Source organism: Phocaeicola sp., from assembly GCF_057861905.1.
Genome location: NZ_DBMACV010000016.1, coordinates 11,852 through 32,126 on the forward strand (window position 1 = coordinate 11,852; position 20,275 = coordinate 32,126).

Below are 20,275 nucleotides of genomic sequence, written 5' to 3' on the forward strand. Positions count from 1 at the left end.
GATGATTATAATTTTGAGGCTTTGTTAAGTAAATAATAATCGAGCAGCGTCATGGCAGCCATCGCTTCCACGATGGGGACCGCACGGGGCAGTACGCAGGGGTCGTGTCGTCCACGGGCTTTCAGGATGGTTTCATTACCGTGGATGTCTACTGTAGGCTGTTCCATGAGTACCGTTGCCACGGGTTTGAAGGCTACGCGGAAGTAAATATCCTGTCCGTTGCTGATACCTCCCTGAATACCTCCTGAGCGGTTGGTGCGGAAGCCTATTTTTCCGTTGTCGTTGTAGAAGATATCGTTCTGCTGACTTCCTTTCAGTTCCATGTTGCTGAAGCCTTGTCCGTACTCAAATCCCTTTACGGCATTGATGCTCAGCATGGCATTTCCTAAGGCGGCATGCAGCTTTCCGAATACCGGTTGCCCAAGTCCGACGGGACATCCCTTGATAACGCAGCTTATTACTCCGCCGATGGTATCACCTTCTCCCTTGATGCGGAAAATAAAGTCGGCCATCTGGCGTGCCAGTTCCTGGTCGGGACAGCGCACCGGATTGTCTTCTATCGTCGTCAAGTCGTATGCCGTATAGTCTTTATCCAGCTTATACGGACCCACTTGCGAGGTAAATGCCGTGATACTGATGCCCAGTTGGCGCAAAGCAAGCTTGGCCAATGCTCCGGCTACCACACGGGCTATCGTTTCTCGTGCGGAGGAACGTCCGCCGCCCCGATGATCGCGTATTCCATATTTCTGGGTATAAGTATAATCTGCGTGCGAAGGACGGTAAACATCCTTCATATTGTCGTAATCGTTCGAGTGCTGGTTAGTATTCCATACAGCAAAGCCGATGGGACAGCCTGTTGACACTCCGTCGTAGATGCCTGAAAGGAATTCCACTTCGTCGGCTTCCTTGCGTGCGGTTGTGATGGCCGATTGTCCCGGACGTCGGCGGCTCAACTCTTGCTGAATGAACTCCATGTCGATGGCGATGCCCGCCGGAAATCCGTCAATCACCCCACCTATCGCTTTTCCGTGCGACTCACCGAAGCTGGTCAGACGGAATATGTTTCCAAAAGTATTGTTGTACATAGACTTTTTAATGTTCGTTTTTTAGTTAGAATTTGCTTCCTGCTCCTCCACCGCCGAAGCTTCCTCCACCGAAAGAGCCGCCACCAAAGCCTCCTCCGCCGCCACTTCCTCCGAAGCCTCCTCCGAAGAACGGTCCGCCAAGGAAAGGACCTCCGTTGCCTCCACGGTGATGGAAGTCGTCTTCGTCGCGTTTCTGGCGTTGCCGGCGGACCACATGTCCGCAGTTGGTGCACTGTAATACGATTTCTTCCGTACGGATGCCGTTGATGCGTGAAACTGTACGTACGGAGAGCTGGCGAAGTGTATGCTTATGGCACAACGGACATTTTTTGCGCTGGCGTACGCTGAACCATAAAAGTGCAGGGACGATGATGAAGCAGCATATCAGAATAATGAGAAGCAAGTAGCCGCTTTCTTCTTCCTGTCGGGGAACGGGAGGTTCTCCTGTTCCATCCAGTTGCCGGCTGACAGCCTGTATGCCTGCCAGCATGCCGGCATCCCAGTTGCCTTCTCCCAGATACTTGTTCATGTATCTCACTTGTATCTGTTTGCAGACTGCATCGGGGAGGACACCTTCCAGCCCATATCCTGTCGCGAACTGAATGCATCGTTCTTCCGTAACCAGTAATATAACCAGGCCGTTGTCTTTTTCTTTTTCGCCGACGCCGTTCTGCTTCCCAAGTTGATAAGCAAATTCAAAACAGTCGCCTCCGTCTATTTGTTTGACAGCTACTACGAGAGTCTGTACACCCGTACGCTGTTCCAGGGCAAAAAGGGTTGTGTCCATGGCAGCTACGGCACCGGCACTCAGTATTCCGTCAGGGTTGCTGACGTAACGGGTATGGTTCTGCAGGTGAACCATGGGAATTTCTTCTACCTTATAGGCGTGCGATTGTGCCCCGATTGTGATAACGAAGCAGCAAAGCAGCAGTGCGAGTGATATGATTCTTCTCATTCTTGTCAGAATTTAACTTCCGGAGCTTTTTCGGTACCTTCCTGGGCTTCGAAGTAAGGACGTTTTTCGAATCCGAACATGCCGGCAAAGATATTTTTCGGGAAGCGGCGGATGGATGTATTGTATTCGCGTGCCACATCGTTGAAGTTCCGGCGTTCCACGCTGATACGGTTCTCTGTTCCTTCCAACTGTGCCTGAAGTGTCTGGAAATTCTCGTTAGCTTTCAGTTCCGGATAATTCTCTGTTACGGCAAGCAGACGGCTTAATGCACTACCCACTTCGCCTTGCGCACGCTGGTATGCCTCCATCTTTTCAGGAGTCAGGTCGTCGATGCTGACTGTTGTCTGTGTCGCTTTTGCACGCGCTGACACAACGGCGTCGAATGTTTCCTTTTCGTGTGCGGCATATCCTTTGACGGTATTGACCAGATTCGGTATCAGGTCGGCACGGCGCTGGTATTGGTTTTCCACATTACTCCAAGCTGTACCTACAGCTTCTTCCTGCGATACCATTGAGTTATACGAAGAAACTCCGTAAACGGCAATAACTGCTATTACGGCAATAATGATAATCCATGTTTTTTTCATAAATGTAATGTTGTATTTGGTTTCAGTTACAAACATACATAAAATAACCCGTAAAAACGAACACCTTATTGAAAAATCGTTATCGGGTGAACAAAAGGACACTTAAAAGGGTTATATAGATTTAAACCTGTTTGATTTTTTGAAGGAAGTAGGGCGTATGTTCCTTTTTTTACTTGTTGGAGCGTCATTTTTTCGCATTTATTCGTTATGCGGACGACTTTTTGGGGAGCATCGGTGAAAGATGTTTCGGGTAAAATGCTTGCAAATAGGGACAAAAAGAGGCTTTACGCAGGTTGTGGTTATTGACTTATTTTCTTTTTATTGTATAGAGTATATGAATTTGAAATTGGCTTATTCTTTAATGATTGCGGGAGCAATACTATGCCTGCCGGCATGTAAGAAAGATCCGGTTGTGGAGAAACACAAACAGACCTCAACATCTTCGTCTGATAATAATTCGGGCGAAAATAACGGACAACAGCCTTCATCGCCGGATAAGGATGCTGTTCTTACACGTATAGAGGTTGTAAATCCTCCTGTTCAAACGACATATTTGCTTCGTTCCGAAGTGTCTGTCAATCTGGAAGGGCTGGTGGTAGAAGGAATATACAGTAATGGAGAACGGAAGAAGCTGGACATTACGTCAGAGAGTCTTTCCGGATTTTCTACGGAAAAGGCAATAGAGCAGCTTCCGGTCATTATTACCGTGGAAGAGAAGCAGACTTCCTTTATGGTGAAGGTTATCGATTACGTGATAAACAACGGCGTTCTTACTGAAGTTCTGGAAAAACAGGGAGAGGTTTACCGGGTTCCTGCAGAAGCGAAGGTCATCAGTCCGACAGCTTTTGCCGCTTCTACGTTCGATAAAATAATTCTTTCGGAGGGAGTGGAAGAGATTCAAGCCGATGCCTTTACAGGAAACTCAGTAAAGGAGGTCGTCTTTCCGAAAAGTCTGAAGACACTGGGTGAATATTGTTTTTACGGTTGTCGTAACCTGAGTCGGGTTGATTTGTCGGATACGCAGGTACAGATTATCCCTAAGCGGGCATTTTCGGAAGTCGGTGCCGAAGAAATCAAGTTGCCGGTTACGCTTCGTGAGATAAGCAGTCAGGCATTTTTGCATACCGACCGCTTACATTCGATGACCTTTCCTGAAGATTTGAAAACGATAGGTGTTGAGGCATTCCGTGAGTCGGGAGTGGAGAGTGTTACTTTGCCCGATAATTTAAATTTGTTGGAGGAGCGTGCGTTTTATTTGTGTCAGAATTTGCGTGAAGTACGTAGCTCTGGAAATGGTAGTCGGGAAACGGCTGGAGTCATAAAGGGTGGTGTGTTTCAGTATTGTCCGAAACTTACTTTGATTGAATTTCCAGAAAGTATTGAGTCGATAGGACAGACACTTTTTTCTGGCGTAGTAAATCTCGATGCTATTACATTGGGAAAGAATCTCAAGAAAATGGCTTTTAATGCGTTAGGCAATAGTACAGTGAAACTTTTGGCAGTAAAAACAGCAACTCCGCCCTCCTTACAGACTTATGCTCTCCCTCAGCAAGTTGATCGTGTGTCAGTTCCAAAAGGAACGTTGGAGCTGTTCCGTCAGCCTCTTGGTAATGTAAGTCTTCGTTCCAGTTGGGGAATATTAGCGACTAAGATGGAAGAGTTTTAGTCGTTTGGATAGGAAATGTAGAGAAGGCAACGGACATATTGGTTCAGAATGCTGAAATGTTTTCTTGGAAACAATGGCGTATTGTACAGATAAACTGTTGCCTTTCTTAGATTTTTTCTTGTTGATGTGCGGCAAATATCAGAGCGGATTTACTAACAGGACAGGTGTTTATAGTTCTGCTATAGGAAAATGACTTTCGGATATCAAGGTATATATTTCCCTGTAAAGCTTTTTATGCGGGCAGTATATTCTTCCGGATACCGGAAATAGGAGTTGGCGTGATCTACACCCGGAGCTATCCAGAGTTCTTTGGGAGCAGGTTTGGCATCGTATAGCTGATAGACCATGTAAGTCGGCACAAAATCATCTTGATCTCCATGAATGAAAAGCATCGGTTTCCGGCATTTTGCAACTTGTCTGATGGCGGAAGCTTCCTTGAAATTCCATCCGTTCTGCCATTCGCATAACCAACTGGCTGTATAAAGCAGTGGAAAGGCGGGGAGTCCGAACTGCTCTTTAAGTTCTTTCTTAAACTGTTCCCATACACTGGTATACCCGCAGTCCTCAACAAAGCACCGAATGTATGCTGGAAGAGTTTCACCGGAAACCATCATGGTTGTAGCAGCTCCCATTGAAATGCCGTGTACAACAGCCTGCAAGGAATCGCCGAAAAGTGAGGGGGCAACGTTAATCCATTGCATAACGTCTTTACGATCCAACCATCCCATCTGGATTGCATCACCTTCTGTCAGGCCGGTGTACCGTAAATCGGGCAGCAGGATGTTGTAATCCAGTGAATGGTTATAAAGGTATCCGATGTGAAACATGCGTATTGCATTGTCCGTATATCCATGTACAATGACAGCAGTATGCGAAGTCGGTCGCATAGCTCTTACATAAAAAGCGTGCATGCGTATGCCATCGCTGGCGGTAATAAACGTATCGCGCAGCGCCTTATGCTCTTGAAGGCTGTCCAGCCACGGATTTATCTGAGGATATTTTTCTCTCATAAAAGTCAGTGAGCCTTCCATGTCTTTTCCTCTGTTTTCCGGACGCAGGGAGTAATCTACCATATACCAGCTTCCTTCGGCGAGAATACCGGCCAAAAGTAATAATACGATTCCGATAACAATGGCAATTCGCTTCTTCATGTGATGTAAAGGATTTGTGCAGTCCTCGTAAGAGGTGCAGATAAATTTACTTATTCCAGATATCCCATGCTCCGAAGGCTTGCAGCAAAAGCATTTCAAGTCCGTTTTTTACCACGGCTCCGTGTTCACTTCCTTTTCTCATGAACAGCGTGGTATCTGGATTGTACAATAAATCGTAAAGCAGGTGTCTTGGAGTAAGACATTCATAAGGTATATCAGGACATTTATCGGCTTGTGGATACATACCGACAGGCGTACAGTTTACAATGACTTTATATTCGTCCATCAGGGCAGGCGTCAGCTCGTCGTACGTAATGGTATGGTCATTATGAGTACTTCGTGATACAAACAGCGTTTCCAGACCTAATTGCTTCAACCCGTAATTGATTGCTTTCGAAGCTCCTCCCGTACCTAAAATGAGTGCCTTGGTATGATAGGATTCCAGTAAGGATTCGATGGAACGTGTGAATCCGATGACATCGGAGTTATGTCCAATTAATTTAAGCTTGCCTTTGTTGCGTTCGAATTTGATAACGTTTACCGCTCCGATGGCAGCAGCGTCGGGTGCTACTTCATTCAGATAAGGGATAACCTTTTCTTTATAAGGAATTGTTACGTTTAACCCTTCCAGCGTAGGATTGGCCGCGATAATTCGTGGAAAATCCTCTATGGTAGGAATTTCAAAATTAACGTACTCCGCATCGATATTCTCCGACTGAAACTTTTCGTTGAAGAAGTTTCTGGAGAAAGAATGTCCGAGCGGGTAGCCTATCAAACCGAATTTTTTCATAAAAGCAATATTTGAAGTTCAGATTATTTTGTAGCAAAGTAGAGTGTGCAGATGCCTAAAGTCAGTCGGCGAAAAGACACTTGGCTAAATCCAGCTTTACGGATAATACCTTGCATGACTTCGCCTTGCGGAAAAGCCTTGATAGACTGAGGAAGATAAGTATAGGCACTGCGGTCTTTCGAAAAGAGTTTTCCCAGGGTAGGTATTACCATTTTGGAATAGACTGCATATAATTGCTTCATGGGGAACCACTCAGGTTCGGATAATTCCAAAATTACAAGATGTCCTCCCGGTACTAATACGCGATACATTTCCTGCAAGCCTTTATCCAGATTCTCAAAATTGCGAACTCCGAACGCTACAGTGATGGCGTCGAAACGCTGGTCGGGGAAGGAAAGAGCTGTGCAGTCTTCTTTGGCAAAGGTAATGTGTTCGGAGAATCCGGCTTGTTTTACCTTTTCACGTCCTATGTTCATCATTCCCTCAGAAATGTCAGTTCCTATCAGTTCCTGCGGGCGAAGTGTGCCGAATGCCTGCAGAGCAAAGTCACCTGTACCGGTTGCAACGTCCATGATATGCTGTGGACGATATGGTTTCAGGCAGTGAATAGCCTTGCGTCTCCAGCTTTTGTCTATTCCCCATGAGAGTACATGGTTCAGATTGTCGTAGGCAGGAGCAATATTGTCGAACATCTTCTCTACTTGTACAGCTTTGCTTTCGTTCTCGTTGTAGGGCTTTATTTCTTCTTGTGGGTAATGAGGCATAAGATAAAAAATGAAAGATTAAGTATGAAAAAACGAAGAATGAAGAATTGTGAGGAATAAAAAACATCCTCACTTTCAATTCTTCATTCCTCATTCAGATTTATCCTAAATATTCAGTAACGTTCTTTTCGATACGTTCTGCCAGGTGATCTGTGTCTGCTTTGACGAAAGTTTCACCTGTGATGTGCTCGTACAGTTCGATATAGCGGTCGCTGATGGAAGCAACGATTGCAGGAGTCATTTCAGGAACAGTCTGTCCTTCTTTACCCTGGAAGCCGTTTGCCATCAACCATTCACGAACAAATTCCTTAGACAATTGCTTTTGAGGTTCGCCGTTTTCAAAACGATCCTGATAACCTTCTAAGTAGAAATAGCGGCTTGAATCGGGAGTATGGATTTCGTCCATCAGGTAAATTTCACCATTGTGCTTACCAAATTCATATTTTGTATCGACAAGTATCAGGCCACGTTCTGCTGCCATCTGTGTTCCGCGTTCGAACAAAGCCAAAGTGTAGCGTTCCAGTGTTTCATATTCTTCGGGTGTAGCCAGACCTCTTGCCAGAATTTCTTCTTTAGAGATGTCTTCATCGTGCATACCCATTTCGGCTTTTGTAGTCGGAGTAATGATAGGATGAGGGAATTTTTCGTTTTCACGCATGCCTTCGGGAAGGCGAACGCCGCAGATTTCGCGGATACCGCTGTTGTATGCACGCCATGCACTTCCACACAAATAGCCACGTACAATCATTTCTACAGGGAAACCTTTACACATAACTCCTACGGTTACCATCGGGTCGGGAGTAGCCAGTTTCCAGTTAGGGCAGATATCTGTAGTAGCATCGAGGAATTTTGCTGCAATCTGGTTCAGCATTTGTCCTTTGTAAGGGATACCTTCGGGTAATACGACATCGAATGCAGAAATACGGTCGGTAGCAACCATTACTAATTTTTCATCGTTGATGTTATAAACATCGCGCACTTTGCCATGGTATACACTTTTCTGTCCCGGAAAGTGATAGTCTGTTTTAGTTAAAGCTTTACTCATTTTCTTTATGTATTTAGTAATGAATGATGTTTCTTTTTATTAAGGTATAAGTTTTTGTCTTATTCTTCTGTTTTCTTGTTTGGAACCTTTTCCGCATTTTTTGCGGCTTTTGTCTTTTCTTCAAACTTCTCGTACGCTTCGACAATACGAGTTACCAGTTTGTGGCGGACAATATCTTTTTTGTTCAGTTCAACAAAACTGATTCCTTTTACTCCTTTCAGAATACGGAGAGCTTGTATCAATCCTGATGTTTGTGATGAGGGAAGGTCTATCTGAGTCATATCTCCCGTAACAATCATTTTGGTATTTGTACCCATACGGGTCAGAAACATTTTTATCTGTTGGGTTGTGGTGTTCTGTGCCTCATCCAGAATGACAATTGCATCGTTCAGTGTACGTCCGCGCATAAAGGCAAGAGGAGCAATCTGTATGATATTCAGTTCCATGTATTCCTTTAATTTTGCAGCGGGAATCATGTCTTGAAGTGCATCGTATAATGGTTGCAGGTAAGGATCGATTTTATCTTTCATATCTCCGGGCAGGAAACCCAGCTTTTCTCCCGCTTCCACAGCCGGACGGCTTAATATGATTTTCTTGATTTCTTTATTCTTTAATGCCCGGACAGCCAGCGCGATTGCCGTATATGTCTTTCCCGATCCTGCCGGTCCAATAGCAAAAATCATGTCATTCTTGTCGAATTCTTTCACAAGTTTCAACTGATTGGTGCTTCGCGGAGTGATGGGTTTGCCGGTAACACTATATACTATTACGTCGCCCGTCTTTTCGATTGGCGGTTTGTTACCTTTTATGATATCCAGAATGGCTTCCTCGTTCAGTGAATTATAGCGTGCGCAGTGTTGTTCCAGAGCTAAGATAGCCTCTTCGAATGCACACATTTCCTCTTCGTCCCCCATTACTTTAATGACATTACCTCGTGCTACAATACGAAGTTTAGGGAACAAAGCCTTGATCATTTGCATGTTGGCGTTGTTTACGCCATAGAAAATAACCGGATCAATATCCTCTAATACAATATGTTTTTCGATCATTCAGTTTGTTTTGATACGCTCGTTAGTCTTATTTCTTCTGCAAATTTAATCATTCCTTTTTATCTGTACACGATATAGGATAAATTAATTTTAGCTTTTCATCAGGCAATTTGTCGACTGTTTTGCTTGAATTTTTAAAAGGAAGTATCCTTCTTCTCTGTTTTCGCCAATATTTTTTATCTTTGCAGCTCTTAATTATATTATCGAGAGAAAGATTTGACAGTAAATATGAAAAGACTGACAGGAATAGCATGGGCGATTACTTTGGGCGCGGCTGCTGTATTGGGCGGCTGTAAGCAGGAAGACAAGTCTATTAAACTAAATAATCCGCACAATATTCGTGGGGTAGTAAGCTACAAGAGAAGTTTTGGTGATTTGAATGACGTTCAGCTGGCGGTAGCACGCCGCATAGGGATACGTCCAATCTCATCGCGGGAGGCTGCCGTAAACTTAGACGGTGATTTGAAAGAAATCGTTTCGGGCGAGCACTACGATGTGGATTCTCTTACTCACTCTATCCCGTTCCTTGTACCCCGTGCTGCTGCTTTGCTTGATACCATTGGAATAAATTTTCTGGACTCGCTGGAGAACAAGGGCTTGAATCCTAATAAGGTTATCGTGACATCTGTATTGCGTACGAAAGATGACGTTAAAAAACTTCGTCGTACAAATGGAAATGCTTCACTGAATTCCTGCCATTTTTATGGAACGACCTTTGATGTAAGCTGGAAACGTTTTACGAAAGTGGAAGATCCTGATGGGCGTCCGATGCAGGATGTCGGAGCTGATACATTGAAGTTGGTGCTTTCGGAAGTCTTGCGCGACTTGCGTGAGGCAGAACGTTGCTATGTGAAGTATGAATTAAAGCAAGGATGTTTCCATATAACGACCAGATAGTGAATATATGTTCAGATATTTTATTTATTTAGCCTACGACGGAACAAATTATCATGGCTGGCAGGTTCAGCCTAATGGTGCCAGTGTACAGGAAACCCTTACTCGTGCATTGACAACTTTTCTGCGTGATGATGCCATCGAAGTAACAGGGGCGGGAAGAACGGATGCAGGAGTACATGCCCGTTTGATGGTTGCCCATTTTGATATCGGCTGGATGCTTGACTGTGATGTTGTGACCGATAAGCTGAACCGGTTGCTTCCGCCAGATATATCGGTTTATGAGGTTAGGAGAGTCATGCAGGATGCACATGCTCGTTTCGATGCAACTTATCGTACTTACAAATACTATATTACTACCCGTAAGGACCCTTTTATCCGGCGTTATGCATGGAGAGTGTTTCAACAGCTGGATTTTGACAAGATGAACGAAGCGGCGCAAACTTTGTTTGACTATACCGATTTTACCAGCTTCAGCAAGTTGCATACAGATGTAAAGACAAACAATTGCCGTATTATGCATGCTCGCTGGGAGCAAGCCGAACCTTATGAGTGGGTGTTTACCATTCAGGCCGACCGCTTTCTGCGGAATATGGTTCGTGCGATAGTCGGTACATTGGTAGAAGTTGGGCGTGGTAAACTTACGGTAGAAGGTTTCCGTAAGGTAATAGAAGAGAAAAACCGTTGCAGTGCAGGTACGTCTGTACCGGGCAATGCCCTGTTTCTTGTCGATATAGGCTATCCTGATGAATTGTTTCTAAACGTCTGATCAGTTTTTTTCTGTCAGGTATTTCCAGTATCGTACAGGCATGTCTTTCTTGTGCTTTACAGGATTTAATCTTTCTTTGATGCAGATTGATTTAAAATAGCTTTTCCAGAGTGTCTGGAAGAGCTTTTCGTCTTTATCCAATAACTTATCGTCCAGCTTCCCTGTCAGTAAATGAGTTTGAAAAGGATTGGTAAACGTTATTTCGTCGACCTCTTTTCCGTTGTAATAATAGCCATATTTTCTCTTAATGTCGTAGATAAGCCATTGCTGATCGGCAAATCTGTCACGAAAATGATTAATCGTCAATGGGAAAACATCATATAGAGGTTCCATGGCTCCATAATAAATACCTTCGGCTGTCTTCTGAAAACGCATAAACTGCAGGATACGATATCGTTCGTCGGCAACTTTTTTCCCTAATTTTGTAACTGCAAGTATATCGGCATCAGTGAAATTTGTTTCTATAGACTGTGATGAGTTGGTTATTTTCCGTATGTAGCGGAATAATAACATAGCCACGTCTGGTGCTTCGGACAGCCAGCAATAAGTTAAGTTGGTCAATGCTCCTTTTGATAATTTTCTGACGAGTGATTTCCATACTCGCTCTGCCTTTTCGTAATCGGTAAGTACGATATAGGTTTCATCGTAAAAAAGAGGAAGAGGTTCTCCGATTTTTAGAATAGAGTCGGGAAACGACTTACGGCTGTATGCGTCAAATACAGCCGTAAGCAGTCCCTCAAAAGTCTGGTCATATTGGAATATGGTCATGACAATCGGGTGAGATAATTATTTTACATCTTCCAGAATGATAGAATAACCGGCTTCAAAGCTCTTGCCCGGAGCAAGGTGTTGCATCCATTCTCTGTCTTTGAATTCGCCTTCGTAGCCTACAGTATCACAACGTCCGTACCATGGCTCGATGCAGACAAAAGGAACATTGGGGTGAGCGGCGCTTGGAGACCATATTGCTACCAGCGGACTATTGAATTCCAGACTGATGTATGGCTGCTGCTGTTTATCAAGGAGTGTGATTTTTTTCAGCTGGCTGTTGTCGAACATATAGGTATCACATGCAAAAGTATCACGTGTTAGCTCCATCAGACCGTCGTGCAGTGTAAGAGTACGATGTTCGGGCAATACACATCCCTTTTCGGCCGGTGATATATATTCCAGCTTTTGAATCTTTTTTCCGAAATCAAGAAATCCTCTTTCATTGGTTTCAGTATTCAGGTCACGGTAGTAAAATGCCGGATGTGCACCTATCTGGAAGTGCATTTCCTTGGTACCTGTATTCTGTACACTCCACATTACTTCTATACGATTGCCTTTCAGGCGATATCCCACTTCGAGAACAAAGGGAAACGGATAGAGCTTCAGGGTTTCTTCGTTGCTTTCCAGTGTATAAATAGCGGCATTTTTCTCTTCATAGGTCAGCTGAAAATCCATATCGCGGGCAAAACCATGCTGCCCAAGTGAATATGTTTTTCCTTCATGACGGTAAGTATTGTTCCATACCCTTCCTACGATAGGAAACAAAACCGGAGAGTGCCGTCCCCAGAACTGAGGGTCTGCCTGCCATAGATATTCGGTTTCGTTTGCACAGATACTGATTAACTCTGCTCCATGATCAGCGATTTGAATACTGATTTTATCATTCGATAATTCTTTCATAAGTTTATGTTTTTGTTGTCTATTTACAATAGTTGTGATGTATGTCGGTAATCCAACAGTTAAATGAGGTTAGATACACCATTCAAAAATAGTAATTTTATAAGTCGATAGCTATAAATTTTGAACTTATTTTTGTCTGCTGTCTTTTTTTACATACATTTGTCAAGCTATTAAAACCTTAAGAGAGAATATGGCGTGTAAATTACACCTTATATTATATAGTTGTATTGTTGTTTTATGTACGTGCTGTTTTCATGATAAGGATGGGAAAGCACACTCTGTCGGTGCAGAAGTACGGATGATTGAGCAATTGGATTCATTGCTGGAAGCTGATCCGACAAGGGCATTGTCGAGGATGGATAGCCTGTTGCCCCATTTGACTGACAGTGTCTTATATTATCGTGGCATTGTTTTCAAGGCAAAAGCCTATATGCTGATGTCGCAACCCGACCATGCAGACCGCATGTTGAAAATGGCAGGACGCTTTTGTCAGGCTTCTAAACAGGATAAAGATGTGCTGGCTTTGCAGGCATCGGTATATAATATGGAGGGAAACCAGCTGGCACGTCAGACCAAATTCGATTCAGCTCGTGTAAAATTTCTGAAAGCATATCATTTATATACAGAAAATGGCGGAGGTATAAGGCGTTTCAATATCATGTTGAATCTGGCAGATGCATATCTTCGCGAAGGATATTACGATAAGGCTTCTTTATGGTACCATAATTCACTGGCATTTGCCGACTCTTTACGGTTGCCCGAAACGCAACGCTTTTCTGCATATTATGGGCTTGGGCAGGTTTATATGGAACTTCGTGACTTTACACAGTGCGACGCTTATTACGACCGTGCCGGCAAGTTTTTTGAAAGCATGAAGCCTTTTGAAAAACACATCTATCTCAACAATCGGGGCAATTCGTATTATTTCCGTCAGGATTACAAAACCGCACTGAAATACTTTCGCCGGTCGTTGGCTTATGTTTCTTTACATCCGGAAATGGAATATGAACGTAATCTGACAATGGTGAATATGGGGGAAGTTTTTCTGCTGATGAACCAGACCGATTCGGCTTCTTACTACTTGTCACGGTGCTATAAATTTTTCCAGAAAGTAGACAATAACAGTGCGTTGTACTATATCGACACCCAGCTTATCGAGCTGGCACTGAAGGAAGGCAATCTGCCTTTGGCAAGAAAACGGCTGGATGAGGCTGTCGTTCCTCGTTTTGTGGAACCGAATATGGTGCATATTCGTAACCGTTATCTGCAGCATTATTTTGAAGAAAGTAAGGATTTCCGTCAGGCCTATTACTATCAACGTGAAAATAGCCGGATTGATGATTCCATCCGAAGCGAACGTATTAAAATGCGGGCACAGGAAGCTGCCCTCAGGTTTCAGCGCGACAGTACACTGATGCATAAAGAAATACTTATCCAACAGGCGGAAAATAAAGTGCTTCTTTTGCATGAATGGCTGTATGTAGGCGGACTGATTATATTATTGCTTATCGTTGCTGCGGGAACATGGCTGATATACAGGAAACGAAAGCGCAGTATGGAAGAATTGAAGATGCGGACGGCCATTACTTCATTGCGGCTTAAGAATATCCGTAACCGCATTTCGCCTCATTTTGTCTTTAATGTACTGAGCAGAGAAATTAGTTCACTGAAAGACAAGGAGAGCAATATGCATTTGCATGAACTGATTAAGTTGATAAGACGTAATCTGGAACTGACAGAAAGTATGACGGTAACCTTGGCCGACGAGCTGGATTTCGTAAGAACTTACATCGGACTTGAAGAACGTGTCTTGTAGCCCGATTTCGAAATGCACATTGACATATCTCCTTCTGTTGATCCGGAAAAGGTAGAAATACCGGTCATGCTGTTGCAGATACCTGTAGAGAATGCTGTGAAGCATGCATTGGTAGATAAGGAGGGCAAGCGCATGCTTTGGATAGAGGTGAAAGACTGCAAGGAATATATCGAAGCTGTTGTGCGTGACAACGGAGGTGGTTTCCGGGTATCGACGGGCAGTTACGGTACAGGTACAGGAATGAAAGTGCTGGCACAGACTATTCAGTTGCTCAATTCCTACAATCGCAACCCGATAATTATGACAATAAACAACGTTAAGATAGAGGGAAGAGAAGAAACAGGATGTGAAGTGAAATTTGTCATTCCGGTAGATTACTCATACCTGTTAAGAAGAATAAAGAGGACTAATTTATGGAGAAGGTTTACAGAACGGTTATCATTGATGACGAAGAAAGCGCAATAGATAATCTGTGTTTTGAATTACAACGCTACACATATATATCGATAGAGGGAAAAGCGCGGAATGGTGCTGCTGGAATAAAGATGATAGAGAGATTTCATCCTGATCTTGTATTTCTGGATGTGGAATTGCCCGACATGCAGGGTATGGATGTTGTGTCGAAACTGGAGGGGTATGTTTCGTGGAATATGAATATCGTCTTTTATACGGCTCACGACAAGTATGTGATTGATGCTCTTCGTGCCAAAGCCTTCGACTTTCTTTTGAAGCCGGTTGATTCGGAGGAACTTCAGACTGTCATTTCACGTTTATGCAAGCGTGAGTATACTGTTCCCAATTATACTCCGCCAATGTTACCTGATACGGGAAAACCTTTTGTTGTGACTACTCCGACGGGAGATCTGCGGTTCCTGCATACTTCCGAAATCGGTTATTTCCGTTATCAGTCGGCTCGTAAGATATGGGAAGTGGCCCTTACCAACGGAACATTCCTTCCGCTGAAAAGAAATACGACTGCCGAACAGCTTTGTGCTTACGATAAGGCTTTTGCCCAGATACATCAGTCGTACATTATCAATATGCATTATCTTGTCATGGTTCAAGACAACCATTGTATAATGTATCCTCCTTTCAATTCTTTGGAAGAAGAACTTCAGGTTTCGAAGAAATACAGGAAAAAGCTGATAGATTGTTTCTACCAGTTGTAAGTAGCTCTCATGATATTCTTGTAGTAATGTCATGTTATCAGATACGGATTGTTCCCTGCCGGAGTCGTACATTGACGTATGTTTTCCGGCAGAGCATAGTCTTATCGTCCATGCGTCTTGAGGGCTATAATTTTGTGCGACTAAGTTCTCTTAAAAATCTCGTGACGTTTTCGGAAAATTTGTACAAATTTTCTGTTTTTTTGTACAAAAAATAAGCGACTCCTGAGAGTGTTTTGGAAAAAGGTTCTGTGAAATAGAAATTCCTGATTCGAACTTTACTGGTGGATTCTGTTTTCTTTCTTCATATATGTTAGGTTCTTTCTTGGAAATATATACTTCTTTATAAATGTTTTTTTTCATTTAGTTGCATATTTTGATTGCTTATCCCAATATTCGGCCCGTTTAGTAAGATTGCTCAATTTTCGTTTTTATTTGTTAATTAAGGGTTCCTTATTTTTGTATCAAAACCAAACAATAAAAAACGACTATGTGGACTAATTCATTTAAGAAGGCATTATTTATTGCAGGGGGATTGATTTTTATGGGAACTGCTCATGCACAGTATCTTCGTACCTCTTATTTTATGGAAGGAACCAGCTCGCGTTTGCAACTGAATCCAGGTTTACAGCCTACAACCGGATATTTTAATATACCTGTTATCGGCTCTTTTAATATTGGCGCCTCTTCTAATGTGCTGGGAATAAGTGATATTATTGCCGTACTTGATTCGGGTTCCGACTTGTTTTCAAATGATGACTTATATGGCCGTTTGAAAGAAGATAATCGGTTGAATGTAAATCTGAATACCGATATTCTTTCGTTTGGATGGTATAAAGGGAAAGGTTTTTGGAGCGTGAATGTAGGGTTGCGTACAGACATAGGGGCTTCCATTCCGAAGAATATGTTTGAATATTTGCGCGATGCCGACCGTTTTAATCTGGAAAACGGGACGCTTCAGGGAAATATCTCGAACATGAATCTTGACATAAACGCTTATGCTGAGGTAGGGCTGGGATATTCTCGCCCTGTAAACGATAAATTGACGGTCGGAGGGCGTGTGAAAGTTTTGCTGGGTATTGCCCGTGCCGAAATGCAGGTTGATGAATTTACTGTCGATATGAATATTCCGCAGAATCCGGAAAATCCTGATAGCTGGAACAGCTCTTATGGAGGATATACTAACGCGAGAGCACATATCCTGACTTCAATCAAGGGAGGAGGATTGAGTTTTGCCGATGCACATGACAGTTATGGGAACGCAATACGTCAAATTAATGGTTCCGATTTCGATGGAAGTGGATTTGGTATTTCGGGAGCTGGTTTTGGGGTTGATCTGGGAGCAAGTTATAAGCTGTTGGATAACCTGACATTCTCGGCTGCTGTGCTTGATCTGGGATTTATAAACTGGAAGGGTAGTTCTACTACTGTAGCTTCTATTGATGAAAACAGCAAGATTGAGATTAATCAGAATAATTATCAGGAATATTTAAGTGGTGATTTCCTGAATCTGGAACGATTTAATCTGGTAGAAGACAAAGAAGCTGCTTCTTCGTATAAAACGAGATTGTCGTCAACATTTTTACTTGCGGGTGAATATGCTTTCTTAAATAATAAAGTAAGTGTAGGCGCTATGTACAGTGTACACTTCGTGCAGCCGAAAACATTGAATGAACTTACATTGTCGGCAACAGTGCGTCCGAAGAGTTGGTTCAATGCCGCATTCAGTTATTCTCCGATTCAGGCTGGCGGTAAATCATTCGGTCTTGCGCTGAAATTAGGTTCTTTCTTTATAGGTACTGACTATATGTTTTTTGGTAACAGTTCGAAAAGTGTAAATGGCTTTATCGGTCTTTCGGTACCGATGGGCGGAAGTAAATCTTCGGCAGATGAAATTGGAATTTAATGTAGTGATATATTAAAATTTTAGTTGGTTGATTTTTTATAGGAGAGGCTGTTTCTCATTTCATGTTTCTTTCTTATCTGTCTTAATAGAAACTATGATATGAGTACAGCCTTTTATTTTTCATGTAGTGTACGCAGTATCAGCATTCTTTCAGAAGAGTGCCGTTCAGCTCATAGACTGACACCTTTCCGTTTTCGTAGACTGCAAAAGTTGGCAAGTTTCCTCCTTTGGGAAAGGTTATCGATCCTGTGTTACAGACCGTCATGCCTTTTTCTCTTTCCAGTTTCCAAAGATGTGTATGTCCGTAGAATAAGTAATCATGCTTCCCTTTGGGGAGTTTATCCTCATTATAAATATGTCCGTGAGTCAGAAACAGTCGTTTTCCGTTGTCTACAATCAGGGCGTAGTCGGATAAGATGGGGAATTCCAGCAGCATCTGGTCTACTTCAGAATCACAGTTTCCGCGTATGGCGATTATTGAGTCGGCCATTTCGTTTAATCGGTTTGCTATTTCTTTAGGATTGATTCCTTCCGGAATACTGTTACGCGGTCCGTAGTTCAATATATCTCCTAATATAAGCATCATGTTGCAGTGTTGCTCTTTGTAGAAATCCAAAACTTTCTCTAAGGCAGGCAGTGAGCCGTGGATGTCAGAAACGATTAAATATTTCATGATGAAGTGTATTATAAATTTTCGCAAAAATAGGAAGTTTCTTGAAAACACGCAGATGTCCTTAGGGGATTTTTCTGAAAGACTGTATTTTCTCCAGTGTCATAAAGGAAACGGTTGGTGAGATGTCCTCCGATTGTATAAAACAGTCAAGCGAGCTTTATCGTACTCAGAAAAAAGAGTACTGGATAAAGTTCGCTTGACTGTTTTATGGCTGTTGTACCTTTTTAGGCAGAACTACCGTACTTGAGAAGGAGTTCTCTGTATCAATATACTAAACATACATTGTCTATCCATAACTTATTTCCTGGAGAGCCAACGAAAGCACCTCCCAGACTGGATGTAAACTGCAATATAAGATGGGTAGGAGTTTCATCTGCATCGGCCCATCCGTTTTCCTGTATCAGTACACTTTCTCCTTTGCTGTTTCGTGCATAATAGCCACCTACTCCCAGTTTCATAAGTTCAGCTTCGTAGCCGGCATCATGTGTAATATCACCATATTTTATTTCGTAGGTTGCCTTATTGTTCCATCCTTCTGTTTTGCTATAGCGCACAACTGCAGTTCCTACACGTTTAGCGATAATGTTGCCGTTGGCATCTTCCGTACGTTTCTGAAGAAGGCAGGTCATAATTGCACAATCTTGTCCCGGTACAGTACTTTTACGGCTGAAACCCGTCTGACGGATACGGTTGGGAGCACCAGACATCTGCACTTTATAGTCATATCGTACAGCTTTGGGGCGAGAAGTGAATTTTACTCCTGAGTTAAGAGCCTTTTCTCCATCTTTTGTGCCCGTGATAGGTTCTTTCATGTCGCCTAAGAACATAGAACCTGAAGCGAGTACGGTGATATTGACAAGCCCCAGAACTTTTACGCTCTCAATGTGCGTTTCCAGACGAGCACAATATCCGTCGCCACGATGTTCGGGATATACACTGGTGTTAGTCTTAACGATCCCCATGACTTTCGCCATAACGTTAGAGTTTCCCCATGGCGATCCCCCTTGATTTACGTAGGCTTCATTTCCGTCGATGACTTTTGTCGGTCCTAATTCGTATAGTAACTTAGTATCTCCTCCGATAACTCCCGATTCGTGTATTTTACGAGTTACCCATTGGTCCATGTTTCCATATTTTAATGGCACGACTTTTTCCTGTGCCTCTGCAATAAAGGGTAGAGCTACAAGGGTAAGTGCAGCTATAAGTCTAATTTTCATAAATTATGTATTATTGTTTTTTTGTCGGGCAAAGGTACAAAAAAAAGCGATAGTCTGAACACTATCGCTTTGAATCCGTTTTATAGAATAATATTTCTGACTTATCGGCAATATTATTAGAGCTTATACAGCAGCCATGCTCCCTGGAAATCTTTGCGGTTAGGATATTTAGCCTTGAAAGCATCTCTTGCACGTGCAGCTTCATCACGTGTGTCGAAAGATTCTACAATGACGCGATACATATTGTTTTGTGCATTGTAAACAACCTTTGCGTTATAGCCTTCGTTATCCATTTGTGCCTTCAACCCTTCAGCGTTTGATTTTACGCCAAAGCTTCCGCATACTACACTATAGGCTCTCAATCCTTCACCTGAAACTAATTCCACTTTTTCTTCACGAACCGGAGCAGAAGAAACAGGGGCAACAGGTACGGTTTCTACTGGAGTTACGACCTCTGCAGGAGCTTCTGTGCTTGTACTTGCATTTGATGCGTCGGCCAGTTCTTGCTGTTTAGCTTTTTCGTACGCTTTTTTGTAAGCACTTTCACTTGATTTACAGGAAGAGAACGCCAAAGCGACGCATAATCCCATTCCTAATACAACGATCTTTTTCATGTTGACTGAAATTTATTTAAGTTTATGTTTAAACTCACTTTAATTTTACCTGCAAAAGTAGTAATATAAAAGCAGGTAAGTATAGTCATGATATTAAAATCTGTTAATATTTGGCGGTTCTTGATCTAAGAAAAAGTTTTTACGTCTAAAAGAAATAATATTTCAAAGATTTTCCTATATTTGTAAATGTAATAACAATAAAGACCATACTTATGAAAGCATTGAATGTTGTAGCTGCATTCTTAGGCGGATTGGCTCTGGGAGCAGCAGCAGGTGTTTTATTTGCACCTGAAAAAGGTGAAGATACTCGTAATAAAATCGCAGAACTTTTGCGTAAAAAGGGTATTCGTTTAAACCGTGAAGAAATGGATGATTTGGTAGACCAGATCGCATCGGAAGTAAAAGATGCAGAATAAACTGATTATTGACGATGGAGAGGCGGACTTTTACTTAAAAA

General features: G+C 42.8%; 21 protein-coding genes. 8 read left to right on the forward strand and 13 right to left on the reverse strand.

Annotated elements, in window-relative coordinates:
• Nucleotides 1–5 precede the first annotated feature (5 nt).
• The 3 genes from aroC to ACZM60_RS05035 are packed head-to-tail and all read right to left on the reverse strand — an operon-like array spanning nt 6 to nt 2,627.
• Nucleotides 6–1,085, reverse strand: coding sequence for a chorismate synthase (aroC, locus tag ACZM60_RS05025; protein ID WP_489520927.1), 1,080 nt, complete (start codon nt 1,083–1,085; stop codon nt 6–8).
• 25 nt (nt 1,086–1,110) lie between these two features.
• On the reverse strand, nt 1,111–2,040 hold the full coding sequence (locus ACZM60_RS05030) for a TPM domain-containing protein (RefSeq protein ID WP_489520928.1): 930 nt from the start codon (nt 2,038–2,040) through the stop codon (nt 1,111–1,113).
• Nucleotides 2,041–2,045: 5 nt separating this feature from the next.
• Nucleotides 2,046–2,627, reverse strand: a complete 582-nt coding sequence (locus ACZM60_RS05035) for a LemA family protein (RefSeq protein WP_021971943.1) — start codon at nt 2,625–2,627, stop codon at nt 2,046–2,048.
• Nucleotides 2,628–2,961: 334 nt separating this feature from the next.
• Here ACZM60_RS05035 and ACZM60_RS05040 point away from each other — a divergent pair, with 334 nt between their 5' ends.
• Nucleotides 2,962–4,293 (forward strand): leucine-rich repeat domain-containing protein, encoded by a 1,332-nt coding sequence (locus ACZM60_RS05040; RefSeq protein ID WP_489520929.1) that lies wholly within the window; start codon nt 2,962–2,964, stop codon nt 4,291–4,293.
• Nucleotides 4,294–4,496: 203 nt separating this feature from the next.
• Here the strand turns inward: ACZM60_RS05040 and ACZM60_RS05045 are convergent, their stop codons facing one another.
• The 5 genes from ACZM60_RS05045 to ACZM60_RS05065 all read right to left on the reverse strand — a co-directional run bounded on the left by ACZM60_RS05045 (nt 4,497) and on the right by ACZM60_RS05065 (nt 9,092).
• Nucleotides 4,497–5,444 (reverse strand): alpha/beta hydrolase, encoded by a 948-nt coding sequence (locus ACZM60_RS05045; protein ID WP_489520930.1) that lies wholly within the window; start codon nt 5,442–5,444, stop codon nt 4,497–4,499.
• A 46-nt stretch (nt 5,445–5,490) separates the two neighbouring features.
• The gene (locus tag ACZM60_RS05050; protein WP_021971940.1) at nt 5,491–6,234 is read right to left on the reverse strand and encodes a shikimate dehydrogenase family protein; all 744 of its coding nucleotides are present in this window, start codon (nt 6,232–6,234) and stop codon (nt 5,491–5,493) included.
• Nucleotides 6,235–6,257: 23 nt separating this feature from the next.
• Nucleotides 6,258–6,998, reverse strand: a complete 741-nt coding sequence (ubiE, locus tag ACZM60_RS05055; protein ID WP_021971939.1) for a bifunctional demethylmenaquinone methyltransferase/2-methoxy-6-polyprenyl-1,4-benzoquinol methylase UbiE — start codon at nt 6,996–6,998, stop codon at nt 6,258–6,260.
• Nucleotides 6,999–7,098: 100 nt separating this feature from the next.
• Complete coding sequence (locus ACZM60_RS05060; RefSeq protein ID WP_021971938.1) at nt 7,099–8,043, reverse strand: phosphoribosylaminoimidazolesuccinocarboxamide synthase; 945 nt, start codon at nt 8,041–8,043, stop codon at nt 7,099–7,101.
• A 59-nt stretch (nt 8,044–8,102) separates the two neighbouring features.
• Complete coding sequence (locus ACZM60_RS05065; protein ID WP_489520931.1) at nt 8,103–9,092, reverse strand: PhoH family protein; 990 nt, start codon at nt 9,090–9,092, stop codon at nt 8,103–8,105.
• A 228-nt stretch (nt 9,093–9,320) separates the two neighbouring features.
• Between ACZM60_RS05065 and ACZM60_RS05070 the strand changes: the two genes are divergently transcribed.
• Both ACZM60_RS05070 and truA read left to right on the forward strand, forming a co-directional pair.
• Nucleotides 9,321–9,989, forward strand: coding sequence for a DUF5715 family protein (locus tag ACZM60_RS05070; RefSeq protein WP_021971936.1), 669 nt, complete (start codon nt 9,321–9,323; stop codon nt 9,987–9,989).
• Between the two features lie 7 nt (nt 9,990–9,996).
• The gene (gene truA / locus ACZM60_RS05075) at nt 9,997–10,755 is read left to right on the forward strand and encodes a tRNA pseudouridine(38-40) synthase TruA (RefSeq protein ID WP_489520932.1); all 759 of its coding nucleotides are present in this window, start codon (nt 9,997–9,999) and stop codon (nt 10,753–10,755) included.
• Here the strand turns inward: truA and ACZM60_RS05080 are convergent, their stop codons facing one another.
• Nucleotides 10,756–11,523, reverse strand: coding sequence for a TIGR03915 family putative DNA repair protein (locus ACZM60_RS05080; RefSeq protein ID WP_489520933.1), 768 nt, complete (start codon nt 11,521–11,523; stop codon nt 10,756–10,758).
• Nucleotides 11,524–11,541: 18 nt separating this feature from the next.
• Entirely contained in the window at nt 11,542–12,426 is an 885-nt protein-coding gene (locus ACZM60_RS05085) for an aldose 1-epimerase family protein (RefSeq protein WP_489520934.1), read from the reverse strand.
• Between the two features lie 298 nt (nt 12,427–12,724).
• Between ACZM60_RS05085 and ACZM60_RS05090 the strand changes: the two genes are divergently transcribed.
• The 4 genes from ACZM60_RS05090 (at nt 12,725) to ACZM60_RS05105 (ending at nt 17,314) form a co-directional block, all read left to right on the forward strand.
• Nucleotides 12,725–14,242, forward strand: a complete 1,518-nt coding sequence (locus tag ACZM60_RS05090) for a tetratricopeptide repeat protein (protein WP_489520935.1) — start codon at nt 12,725–12,727, stop codon at nt 14,240–14,242.
• 12 nt (nt 14,243–14,254) lie between these two features.
• The gene (locus ACZM60_RS05095) at nt 14,255–14,707 is read left to right on the forward strand and encodes a hypothetical protein (RefSeq protein ID WP_489520936.1); all 453 of its coding nucleotides are present in this window, start codon (nt 14,255–14,257) and stop codon (nt 14,705–14,707) included.
• Nucleotides 14,656–15,411 (forward strand): LytR/AlgR family response regulator transcription factor, encoded by a 756-nt coding sequence (locus ACZM60_RS05100; protein WP_418587292.1) that lies wholly within the window; start codon nt 14,656–14,658, stop codon nt 15,409–15,411. Before ACZM60_RS05095 ends, ACZM60_RS05100 begins: the two co-directional genes overlap by 52 nt.
• Nucleotides 15,412–15,898: 487 nt before the next feature.
• Entirely contained in the window at nt 15,899–17,314 is a 1,416-nt protein-coding gene (locus ACZM60_RS05105) for a DUF5723 family protein (protein ID WP_489520937.1), read from the forward strand.
• 139 nt (nt 17,315–17,453) lie between these two features.
• Here the strand turns inward: ACZM60_RS05105 and yfcE are convergent, their stop codons facing one another.
• The 3 genes from yfcE to ACZM60_RS05120 form a co-directional block, all read right to left on the reverse strand.
• The gene (gene yfcE / locus ACZM60_RS05110; RefSeq protein ID WP_489520938.1) at nt 17,454–17,987 is read right to left on the reverse strand and encodes a phosphodiesterase; all 534 of its coding nucleotides are present in this window, start codon (nt 17,985–17,987) and stop codon (nt 17,454–17,456) included.
• Between the two features lie 263 nt (nt 17,988–18,250).
• Complete coding sequence (locus ACZM60_RS05115) at nt 18,251–19,204, reverse strand: PCMD domain-containing protein (protein ID WP_418586982.1); 954 nt, start codon at nt 19,202–19,204, stop codon at nt 18,251–18,253.
• 116 nt (nt 19,205–19,320) lie between these two features.
• Nucleotides 19,321–19,818 carry an SPOR domain-containing protein gene (locus ACZM60_RS05120; RefSeq protein WP_021971926.1) on the reverse strand — a complete coding sequence of 166 codons (498 nt, stop codon included), beginning with the start codon at nt 19,816–19,818 and terminating at the stop codon, nt 19,321–19,323.
• 212 nt (nt 19,819–20,030) lie between these two features.
• On the opposite strand from ACZM60_RS05120, the gene ACZM60_RS05125 reads away from it, so the two are divergent.
• The gene (locus ACZM60_RS05125; protein WP_021971925.1) at nt 20,031–20,234 is read left to right on the forward strand and encodes a YtxH domain-containing protein; all 204 of its coding nucleotides are present in this window, start codon (nt 20,031–20,033) and stop codon (nt 20,232–20,234) included.
• The last annotated feature ends 41 nt before the right edge of the window (nt 20,235–20,275 follow it).

Coding starts and splice junctions, on each gene's coding strand:
- ACZM60_RS05125 (WP_021971925.1), top strand. CDS start 20,031: ATGAAAGCATTGAATGTTGTAGCTGCATTCTTAGGCGGATTGGCTCTG.
- ACZM60_RS05095 (WP_489520936.1), top strand. CDS start 14,255: ATGCACATTGACATATCTCCTTCTGTTGATCCGGAAAAGGTAGAAATA.
- ACZM60_RS05120 (WP_021971926.1), bottom strand. CDS start 19,818: ATGAAAAAGATCGTTGTATTAGGAATGGGATTATGCGTCGCTTTGGCG.
- truA (WP_489520932.1), top strand. CDS start 9,997: ATGTTCAGATATTTTATTTATTTAGCCTACGACGGAACAAATTATCAT.
- ACZM60_RS05050 (WP_021971940.1), bottom strand. CDS start 6,234: ATGAAAAAATTCGGTTTGATAGGCTACCCGCTCGGACATTCTTTCTCC.
- ACZM60_RS05040 (WP_489520929.1), top strand. CDS start 2,962: ATGAATTTGAAATTGGCTTATTCTTTAATGATTGCGGGAGCAATACTA.
- ACZM60_RS05045 (WP_489520930.1), bottom strand. CDS start 5,444: ATGAAGAAGCGAATTGCCATTGTTATCGGAATCGTATTATTACTTTTG.
- ACZM60_RS05070 (WP_021971936.1), top strand. CDS start 9,321: ATGAAAAGACTGACAGGAATAGCATGGGCGATTACTTTGGGCGCGGCT.
- ACZM60_RS05080 (WP_489520933.1), bottom strand. CDS start 11,523: ATGACCATATTCCAATATGACCAGACTTTTGAGGGACTGCTTACGGCT.
- ACZM60_RS05035 (WP_021971943.1), bottom strand. CDS start 2,627: ATGAAAAAAACATGGATTATCATTATTGCCGTAATAGCAGTTATTGCC.
- ubiE (WP_021971939.1), bottom strand. CDS start 6,998: ATGCCTCATTACCCACAAGAAGAAATAAAGCCCTACAACGAGAACGAA.
- aroC (WP_489520927.1), bottom strand. CDS start 1,085: ATGTACAACAATACTTTTGGAAACATATTCCGTCTGACCAGCTTCGGT.
- yfcE (WP_489520938.1), bottom strand. CDS start 17,987: ATGAAATATTTAATCGTTTCTGACATCCACGGCTCACTGCCTGCCTTA.
- ACZM60_RS05065 (WP_489520931.1), bottom strand. CDS start 9,092: ATGATCGAAAAACATATTGTATTAGAGGATATTGATCCGGTTATTTTC.
- ACZM60_RS05100 (WP_418587292.1), top strand. CDS start 14,656: ATGGAGAAGGTTTACAGAACGGTTATCATTGATGACGAAGAAAGCGCA.
- ACZM60_RS05105 (WP_489520937.1), top strand. CDS start 15,899: ATGTGGACTAATTCATTTAAGAAGGCATTATTTATTGCAGGGGGATTG.
- ACZM60_RS05060 (WP_021971938.1), bottom strand. CDS start 8,043: ATGAGTAAAGCTTTAACTAAAACAGACTATCACTTTCCGGGACAGAAA.
- ACZM60_RS05090 (WP_489520935.1), top strand. CDS start 12,725: ATGATTGAGCAATTGGATTCATTGCTGGAAGCTGATCCGACAAGGGCA.
- ACZM60_RS05030 (WP_489520928.1), bottom strand. CDS start 2,040: ATGAGAAGAATCATATCACTCGCACTGCTGCTTTGCTGCTTCGTTATC.
- ACZM60_RS05085 (WP_489520934.1), bottom strand. CDS start 12,426: ATGAAAGAATTATCGAATGATAAAATCAGTATTCAAATCGCTGATCAT.
- ACZM60_RS05115 (WP_418586982.1), bottom strand. CDS start 19,204: ATGAAAATTAGACTTATAGCTGCACTTACCCTTGTAGCTCTACCCTTT.